This window comes from Sphingomonas sp. (assembly GCF_031380695.1).
Lineage (GTDB): Bacteria > Pseudomonadota > Alphaproteobacteria > Sphingomonadales > Sphingomonadaceae > Sphingomicrobium.
Window position 1 is genome coordinate 1 of the sequence record NZ_JANMWY010000192.1, and the last position, 7,779, is coordinate 7,779.

Annotated in this window: 6 protein-coding genes and 1 pseudogene; all 7 read left to right on the plus strand. The window is 66.8% G+C overall.

Annotated features, from left to right (window positions below):
• Positions 1-311: pseudogene (locus RMN84_RS07050) on the plus strand (hypothetical protein); the annotation flags it as partial.
• Positions 312-1,074: 763 nt separating this feature from the next.
• Positions 1,075-2,103 (plus strand): type III polyketide synthase, encoded by a 1,029-nt coding sequence (locus RMN84_RS07055; protein ID WP_309611475.1) that lies wholly within the window; start codon positions 1,075-1,077, stop codon positions 2,101-2,103.
• A complete protein-coding gene (locus RMN84_RS07060; protein WP_309611476.1) occupies positions 2,100-2,606 on the plus strand; it encodes an isoprenylcysteine carboxylmethyltransferase family protein in 507 nt (168 codons plus the stop codon). The genes RMN84_RS07055 and RMN84_RS07060 overlap by 4 nt, the downstream gene beginning before the upstream one ends.
• Before the next feature lie 134 nt (positions 2,607-2,740).
• Positions 2,741-3,277 (plus strand): ribosome maturation protein RimP, encoded by a 537-nt coding sequence (gene rimP, locus RMN84_RS07065; RefSeq protein WP_309611477.1) that lies wholly within the window; start codon positions 2,741-2,743, stop codon positions 3,275-3,277.
• Position 3,278: 1 nt separating this feature from the next.
• Positions 3,279-4,922, plus strand: coding sequence for a transcription termination factor NusA (gene nusA / locus RMN84_RS07070; protein WP_309611478.1), 1,644 nt, complete (start codon positions 3,279-3,281; stop codon positions 4,920-4,922).
• A complete protein-coding gene (locus RMN84_RS07075) occupies positions 4,903-5,706 on the plus strand; it encodes a DUF448 domain-containing protein (RefSeq protein ID WP_309611479.1) in 804 nt (267 codons plus the stop codon). Before nusA ends, RMN84_RS07075 begins: the two co-directional genes overlap by 20 nt.
• Positions 5,703-7,779 (plus strand): translation initiation factor IF-2 (gene infB, locus RMN84_RS07080; protein ID WP_309611480.1); only part of this gene is annotated, 2,077 nt, incomplete at its 3' end. The genes RMN84_RS07075 and infB, both read left to right, overlap by 4 nt.

The following is a 7,779-nucleotide window of genomic DNA, read 5'->3' on the forward strand; positions in this document are numbered from 1 at the left end:
TGCTTGGGTTCCGACGGATCGGCGGGCCGCGAACCAATGACGCAGTTCGCGCGCCTTCCCAGCTGATGTGGCTCAACGTCGCTGAAATCCGCCGAAACATCAACCAGCTGGCAGGCGAGATCGGCGACCAGGCGCGTTCTCTCTATCCCTATTTCTTCTCGGCCAAGGAAGAGCAAGGAATTTATGGCCGCCTCGCCGGCTTGGCCAGAGATCGCACTCCTGTAAGTGCCAACTGTCTCAATGTCATCGTTGCTGCAGATACCAGCGATAGATGGACCGCCGTAGCCGGCGGCAGGGCAGAGCAAATGTGACATGATTGGCTGGAACTGGATCGGGAGCAGCCCTTCGGCTGCTTACTCCGCCTCAATGTGATTTCGCCTCATTTTCGCTATAAAGAAGCACGATGACGCCACCAGCGCGGTCGGCAGCGAATACCGTCAGCGCAACGATGCGGGGGTAAGGATATGCGATATCGGGTTTGGCGAGCGGGGGTGGTGTCGGTGTTTATCGGCTTGGCGGCTGCGAGCGTTGCTAATGGCCAGTCTCTTTCCAACGCCATCAACGGTGCGATGAACCGGACGTCCACTTTGCTTCAGCAGCCGGCCGGTGCCGTGCCTTTGCCGTCAAGGAGCGAGAGCAAGCAGCGCAAGACTAGCGCCAGCGCGAAGGCCCACACCTCGACACCCGCCACCGTTCGTTCGGCCGGGCATCGTGTCCCGGTGGACCGAAATTCACTAGCGGCTGTCCCGACGACGACGCACAGCCTGTCGAACGGGGTGGTGTTGCAGGTGACGGGCGAGCTTGTGCCTGAGGCCAAGGCGACCTGCACCGACCCCTGCAGGTGAACCGGCTCCACCGGATGCCGGGTCGGCTGCGGGAAGCCAGCTGACGACCGACCGGCATCGACCGATTGAATGCGCTTCTTGATGTGGCTTACCGCTTTCGCTGCAATGACGAGAGGGTTTGGCGGCCCGTCCGGGAACAAGGCTTGCATTCAGGGGCTATGCATCTGATGTCGCATAGCGGTCGTAACTCCTCCGCCTTCCGAAAGATGTTTCGCTGACCGCTTCCCTATTGTCACTCGCCACCGCCGTGCCGCCCTTCCCGATCAGCCAGGCGGAGGCGAAGGCAACCGGGCGCGCGCTGTTCGCCGGGCGCAAGGCGCTGTTCGATCGACTGTCCGGCGTGTTCGACAATGCCGGGATCGACGAGCGCCAGCTGGTCGCGCCGCTGGAATGGTATGGCGAAAACCATGGCTGGGGCGAGCGCAATCGCACCTATCTCGCCGCCGCCGACACGCTGTTCCTGGATGCCGCGCGCGGCGCGATCGAGCGGGCGGGGATGCGGGCGGAGGATATCGACGGGGTCGTGACCGTTTCGACCACCGGCATCGCGACGCCGAGCCTGGATGCACGCAACGCGGTTGCGCTGGGGCTAAGGCGCGACGTGCGGCGAGTGCCGATGTTCGGGCTGGGCTGTGCCGGCGGGGTCAACGGGCTGGCGACGGCGGCGAAGCTGGCGGTGGCCGATCCGGGGTCGAACTGGCTGTTCGTGACGGTCGAGACTTGTTCGATCTCGATCCGGCTTGATAGCGACGATCCGGCGGCGATTGTCGCGACTGCGCTGTTCGGCGACGGGTCGGCGGCGGCGGTGCTGTCAACCGAGGGTACAGCGCTGGCGCAGGTCGAGGGATCGGGTGAACGGCTGTGGCCGGGCACGCTGGAAATCATGGGCTGGCGGGTCGAGGATCCGGGGTTGGCGGTGGTGTTCGACCGCGCGATCCCGCCGTTCCTGGAGAATAATCTGCGCGCGGGGCTCGACGCGATCCTCGACGGGCTGGGGCTGAGCTTCGCCGACATCGACCGGCTGTGCAGCCATCCTGGCGGTGCCAAGGTGCTGACCGCGATGGAGAGCGCGCTGGGATTGCAGACCGGGACGCTCGACCTGGAGCGGGCGGTGCTGCGCGACCATGGCAATATGAGCGCGCCGACGGTGCTGTTCGTGCTCGAGCAGTTGCTTGGGCGCGGGCTGCCGAGCCGGACGCTGATGACCGCGCTCGGGCCGGGGTTCACGCTGGCGGCGCTGTCCCTGCGGCGACCATGATGCCGCCGATCTGGCCGGGGGTTGCCATCCTGGGGTTCGTGACGTTGCAGCGGCTGAGCGAATTGCCGAGGGCGGCGGCGAATACGAAGCGGCTGCTGGCGGCGGGCGGGCATGAGGTGGCGCCGGGCCATTATCCGCTGATCGTTGCGGTCCATGCCTCGTGGCTGGCGACGCTATGGTGGCTGGCGCCGGGGCGGGCGTTGCATTGGCCGTTCCTCACTCTGTTCGTGCTATTGCAAGCGGGGCGCATGTGGACGCTGCGCACCCTTGGCGAGCGGTGGACGACGCGGATCATCGTCGTACCCGGGGAGACGATGATTGCGCGCGGGCCGTACCGGTACGTCAGCCATCCCAATTATGTCGTGGTCATCGGCGAGATCGCGGTGTTGCCGCTGATATTCGGGCTGTGGGGCGTGGCGGCGGTGTTTTCGGTCCTGAATGCGGCGGTGCTGGTGGTGAGGGTGCGGGCCGAGGAGCGGGCCTTGCGGGGAGCAGCGCGCTAAACCCGTCCGTTGCGCTTGCGCCCTTCCCGCGATCGGCCTATATCATGCGTACTCCTCGACATCGCCGGATGCTGAGGCTGGGCTCTTCGGGGCCCGGCGGCGAGCAGCTTTTGACTTTCAACACGGACACCGCCTTGGCCGATATCCCTGCCATCACCGCCCTCATCGAACCCGAAGCGAATGCGCTCGGGCTGGAGCTGGTGCGGGTGATCATGATCGGCGGGACGTCGGACCCGACGTTGCAGGTGATGGCCGAGCGGCCCGACACGCGCCAGCTCGACCTGGGCGATTGCGAAGCATTGTCGCGGCGCATTTCCGAAGTCATCGATGCGGAAGAAGCCGCCGGCCGCGATCCGGTCGAAGGGGCGTATCGGCTGGAAGTCTCGTCGCCCGGGATCGACCGCCCGCTGACCCGCCGTTCGGACTATGCCGACTGGGCCGGACATGAGGCGCGGGTCAAGTTCGTCGAACCGCAAGACGGCGCCAAGCAGATCAGCGGGATCATCGACGGGATCGACGGCGAGACCATCAGCCTGTCCTCGGCCAGGGGAACGCGCGCGTTCACGTTCGACACCATCGCCTCGGCCAAGCTGCTGCTGACCGACAAGCTCATCAAATCCACCGCGCCGCTCAGCACCGAGGGCGCCGACTCGATCAAGACGGAGAGTTAATATGGCCACCGCTGCCCCCGCGATCGCATCCGCCAACAAGGCTGAGCTGATCGCCATCGCCGATTCGGTCGCGAAGGAGAAATTGATCGACCGCGCCATCGTCATCGAGGCGATGGAAGACGCGATCCAGCGCGCCGCCCGCGCCCGTTACGGCGCCGAGAACGACATTCGCGCCAAGCTCGACCCGACGACCGGCGACCTTCGCCTGTGGCGCGTCGTCGAGGTGGTCGAGGAAGTCGACGATTATTTCAAGCAGGTCGACCTGAAGGGCGCGCAGAAGCTGCAGAAGGACGCGACGGTCGGCGACTTCATCGTCGATCCGCTGCCCCCGATCGAGTTCGGCCGCATCGCCGCGCAGGCCGCCAAGCAGGTCATCTTCCAGAAGGTTCGCGACGCCGAACGCGAGCGCCAGTATGAGGAATTCAAGGAGCGCGGCGGCGAACTCATCACCGGCGTCGTCAAGCGGGTCGAGTTCGGCCATGTCGTGGTGGACCTGGGCCGGGCCGAGGGCGTCATTCGCCGCGACCAGCAGATCCCGCGCGAAATGGTTCGCGTCGGCGACCGCATCCGCTCGCTGATCCTGCGCGTCGCCCGTGAAGCGCGCGGGCCGCAAATCTTCTTGTCGCGCGCCCACCCCGACTTCATGAAGAAGCTGTTCGCGCAGGAAGTCCCCGAGATTTACGACGGGATCATCGAGATCAAGGCGGCCGCTCGTGACCCCGGCAGCCGCGCCAAGATCGGCGTCATCAGCTATGACAGCAGCATCGACCCGGTCGGCGCCTGCGTCGGCATGAAGGGCAGCCGCGTGCAGGCGGTTGTCCAGGAAATGCAGGGCGAGAAGATCGACATCATCCCGTGGAGCGAGGACACCGCGACCTTCGTCGTCAACGCGCTGCAGCCGGCGACGGTCGCGCGCGTCGTGATCGACGAGGAAGAAAACCGGATCGAAGTCGTCGTGCCCGACGATCAGCTGAGCCTGGCGATCGGCCGGCGCGGGCAGAACGTCCGCCTGGCGTCGCAGCTGACCAATTCGCAGATCGATATCCTGACCGAGGCCGACGCCAGCGAGAAGCGCCAGCGCGAGTTCGTCGAGCGTTCGACCATGTTCCAGGAGGAACTCGACGTCGACGAAACGCTCGCCCAGCTGCTGGTCGCCGAGGGCTTCACCAGCATGGAGGAAGTCGCCTACGTCGAGAGTGACGAAATCGCCTCGATCGAGGGGCTCGACGACGAGATCGCCGGCGAGTTGCAGAACCGTGCGGCCGAAGCGCTCGAGCGGCGCGAGGCGGCATCGCGCGAGAAGCGCCGCGAGCTGGGCGTCGAGGATCCGCTCGCCGAGCTGCCGCACATGACCGAAGCGATGCTGGTCGTGCTGGGCAAAGCCAACATCCGCACGCTCGACGACCTCGCCGACCTGGCGACCGACGAGCTGATCCAGAAGAAGCGCCAGGAACCGCGCCGCCGCGCCGAGACTGCGGTCAAGCGGCCCGAGGACAAGGGCGGTATCCTGGCCGACTTCAACCTGACCGAAGAGCAGGGCAACGAAATCATCATGGCTGCGCGTGCCCACTGGTTCGAGGATGATGACGCCGCTGCCGCCGCTGCTCCTGCTGGGGAGGACGCGGTTGCGGAACAAGCAGAATGACCCGCTAGGTCTCACCACCATTGCCGATCGTCCCGAGCACAAGCGAGGGACAGGTTCCCCGCGCGATGAAAGTCCCTCGACGTCGCTCGGGTTAAACGGGAAAGTTGCGCCTACCCAGGTTCGCAGCTGCGTCCTCACCCGCGCCACCGGCACCCGCGACAGCCTGATCCGCCTCGCGCTCGGCCCCGACGGCAGCGTTGCGCCCGATGTCGGGGCGCGGGCACCGGGGCGCGGCGCGTGGATCGGGGTCGGGCGCGTGGCGCTCGATGCGGCCAACGCCAAGGGCAAGCTCAAGGGCGCGCTGGCGCGGGCGTTCAAGTCGAACGAACTGACCATCCCGGCCGATCTGGGCCAGCGGATTACCGATGCCCTGCGCCAGGCGACACTTGACCGGCTCGGGCTTGAAGCGCGCGGCGGCACATTGCTGTCGGGCTCCGACAAGATCGAATCCGCCGCCCGATCGGGCCAGGTCCACCTCCTGCTCCACGCCGCCGACGCCAGCGAGGACGGCAACCGCAAGCTCGACGCGGCATGGCGGGTCGGCGGGTCGGAACAGCGCGGCCATCAGCGAGGGGTGGTTTTCCCTGAAGACCGCCCCATCTTGTCGATGGCGCTGGGCCGCGAAAATGTGGTACATGTCGCCCTGACAGATCCTGCCGCTGCCGCTCGCGTGTCCCGCGCGATTGCCCGGTGGCGTGCTTTCATTGACCCCGACACCGGGCTAGAGGGCGGCGACGCTGCTCGCGCTTCCGGCTCGACGCTTAAGACCGAAGGACAAGAATGACCGACCAGACCGACAAGCCCAAGCTTGGTACCCGGCCTCCGCTGGGCCTGAAGCGCACGGTCGAGACCGGCAAGGTGAAGCAGAGCTTCAGCCACGGCCGGTCGAACACCGTCGTGGTCGAGGTCAAGAAGCGGCGCATCCTCGGTCGGCCGGGCGAGCCTCCTGCCGTCGTCGCCGAAGCGCCTGCGCCCGCACCGGTCGTTGCCCCCCCGGCGCCTGCTTCGCGTGCCGCGGCACCGGCTCCCGCTCAACGGCGTCCGGTCGACGACATCGGTGCGCGCCGGGAACTCCAGACGCAGCTGCTGCGCGAGGCCGATGAGTCGCGCATGGCGAGCCTGGAGGAAGCGCGTCGCCGCGATGATCGCGCCAAGACCGAGCAGACCGAAGACGAGAAGCGCCGCGCAGATGATAATCGCAAGGCCGACGACGTCGCTAACGCCGACGCCGAGCGCGCCGCCGCCGAAGCACCCATTTCTCCGGCCGAGGGCCCGACGTCCGACGCCGCTCCACAGCGCGACGATGACGAGCGCCGCTTCAGCCGCCCCGCCGCCCCGGGCGCGGTCAAGCGTCCCGAGCCCGCCCGTCCCGCGCGTGGCCGGAGCGGCGACGACCGCCGCCATTCCGGCAAGCTGACCGTTACCCGCGCCCTGACCGGCGAAGATGACAACCGCACGCGCTCACTGGCCGCGCTGCGCCGTGCCCGCGAAAAGGAAAAGCGCGCCCATGCCTCGGCCGGTCCCTCGGCCAAGCAGTTCCGCGAAGTCCAGGTGCCCGAATCGATCACCGTCCAGGAGCTTGCCAACCGCATGGCCGAGCGCGGCGGCGACCTGATCAAGTCGCTGTTCAAGATGGGCGTTCCCTCGACTCAGTCCGACGTCATCGACCAGGACACGGCCGAGCTGCTGGTCACTGAATATGGCCACACCATCAAGCGCGTCAGCGAGAGCGATGTCGACATCGACAGCGCCGCCGATGTCGATGCGGATGCAACGCTGATCACGCGTTCGCCGGTCGTCACCATCATGGGCCATGTTGACCACGGCAAGACGTCACTGCTCGACGCGATCCGCGGCGCCAGCGTGCAGTCGGGCGAGGCCGGCGGCATCACCCAGCATATCGGCGCCTATCAGGTCACGCTGCCCGACCAGTCGAAGATTACTTTCCTCGACACGCCGGGCCATGAGGCGTTCACGGAGATGCGCCAGCGCGGCGCCAACGTCACCGATATCGTCATCCTGGTAGTGGCGGCCGACGATGGGCTGCGTCCGCAGACGATCGAAGCAATCAACCATACCAAGGCGGCCGGCGTGCCGATGATCGTGGCGATCAACAAGATCGACAAGCCTGAGGCCAAGGCACAAAAAGTGCGCGAAGAGCTGCTCCAGCACGAGATCGTGGTCGAGGACATGGGCGGCGACGTGCAGGACGTCGAAGTCTCCGCGACCAAGAAGACCGGGCTCGACAAGCTGCTCGAGGCGATCCACCTCCAGGCCGAAATCCTCGAACTCAAGGCCAACCCCGACCGCGCCGCCGAAGCGACCGTGATCGAGGCCAAGCTCGACAAGGGCCGTGGCCCGCTGGCGACCGTGCTGGTCCAGCGCGGGACGCTCAAGGTCGGCGACGTGTTCGTGGCCGGCGCCGTCTCGGGCAAGGTCCGCGCGATGCACGACGACCAGGGCCGCCCGGTCAAGGAAGCGGGCCCTTCGGTTCCGGTCGAAGTGCTCGGCCTGGGCGCGGTGCCATCGGCCGGCGACCCGTTGACGGTGGTCGAGAATGAGGCGCGCGCGCGCGAAGTCGCCGCCTATCGCCAGGGCCTGCGCGACACCCAGCGCACCACCACCGCGCCGATCAGCGTCGAGAATATGTTCGCCGATCGCGCCTCGACCATGATCGAATTCCCGGTCGTGGTGAAGGCCGACGTGCAGGGCTCGGCTGAAGCGATCGTCAACGCCCTCAACCGCCTGTCGACCGACGAGATCAAGGTCCGCATCCTCAACAGCGGAGTCGGCGCGATTACCGAGAGCGACGTGACGCTGGCCTCGGCCTCGGGCGCGCCGATCATCGGCTTCAACG